Origin of the sequence: Bradyrhizobium sp. 2TAF36 (assembly GCF_052114925.1) — a bacterium.
GTDB classification, from domain to species: domain Bacteria; phylum Pseudomonadota; class Alphaproteobacteria; order Rhizobiales; family Xanthobacteraceae; genus Bradyrhizobium; species Bradyrhizobium barranii.
The window spans coordinates 1-820 of sequence record NZ_JBFRFR010000249.1 but is presented as its reverse complement, the minus strand read 5'-3'; the positions used below and the strand labels follow the sequence as shown (position 1 = coordinate 820).

At 64.3% G+C, this 820-nt stretch carries 1 protein-coding gene; it reads left to right on the top strand.

Annotated features, from left to right (window positions below):
* On the top strand, window positions 1–820 hold an 820-nt coding region (locus AB4Z51_RS45025; protein WP_441499781.1), incomplete at both ends, for an IS110 family transposase.

The window sequence follows — 820 nt, the reverse complement described above, 5'->3', positions numbered from 1 at the left end:
CCATCACACAGATCGTGGCGCGTTGGCGATGCGACGTGCTGGTCGTCTTCGAGGCAACGGGTGTCTATGATCTCGAACTTCGCGAGGCGCTGGGTCAGGCCGGTATCCGCTTCGCGCGGATCAACCCGGCCCGGGCTCGCGACTTTGCGCGCGCCAGCGGCCAGCTCGCCAAGACCGACCCGATCGATGCGAGGATGCTGGCGGCCTTTGCGCGGGCCCTGAAGCCAGCCACCGAGCAAATTGCCAATCCCGCCCGCAATGCCTTGGCGAGGCTCGCAAAACGGCGGGATCAGCTGGTCCTCATGCGTGCGCAGGAGAAGAACCGGCGCAGCGAGGCCGACGACCGTGCCATGGCCGATCGTATCGGCCGTCTCATCGAGGTCCTCGACGGCGAGATCGCCGAGATCGAGGCCGACATCAGCACRCTGATCAAGACCGAGYCGGAGATCTCGGGCGATGCGCAGTTGATACGYTCACTTCCTGGCGTGGGTCCCGTAACCTGCATGCARCTGATCGCGCAGATGCCGGAACTCGGAAAAGTGGGACCGAAGCAGGTGGCAGCGCTAGCCGGCCTGGCTCCCTTCAACGTCGACAGCGGGGCTTASCGYGGCAAACGTAAGATCGCCGGGGGCCGAAAGCGCGTCCGTGATGCCCTTTACATGGCTGCTCTCAACGCGGTCCGCCGGGCCGATCCGTTCAAGGTCTTTTACGTACGATTGCGACAGGCCGGCAAACCAGCCAAACTCGCCCTCATTGCCGTCGCCAGGAAGCTGCTGACGGTCCTCAACGCCATGATGCGCGACAGGAAGCCCTACCTGAA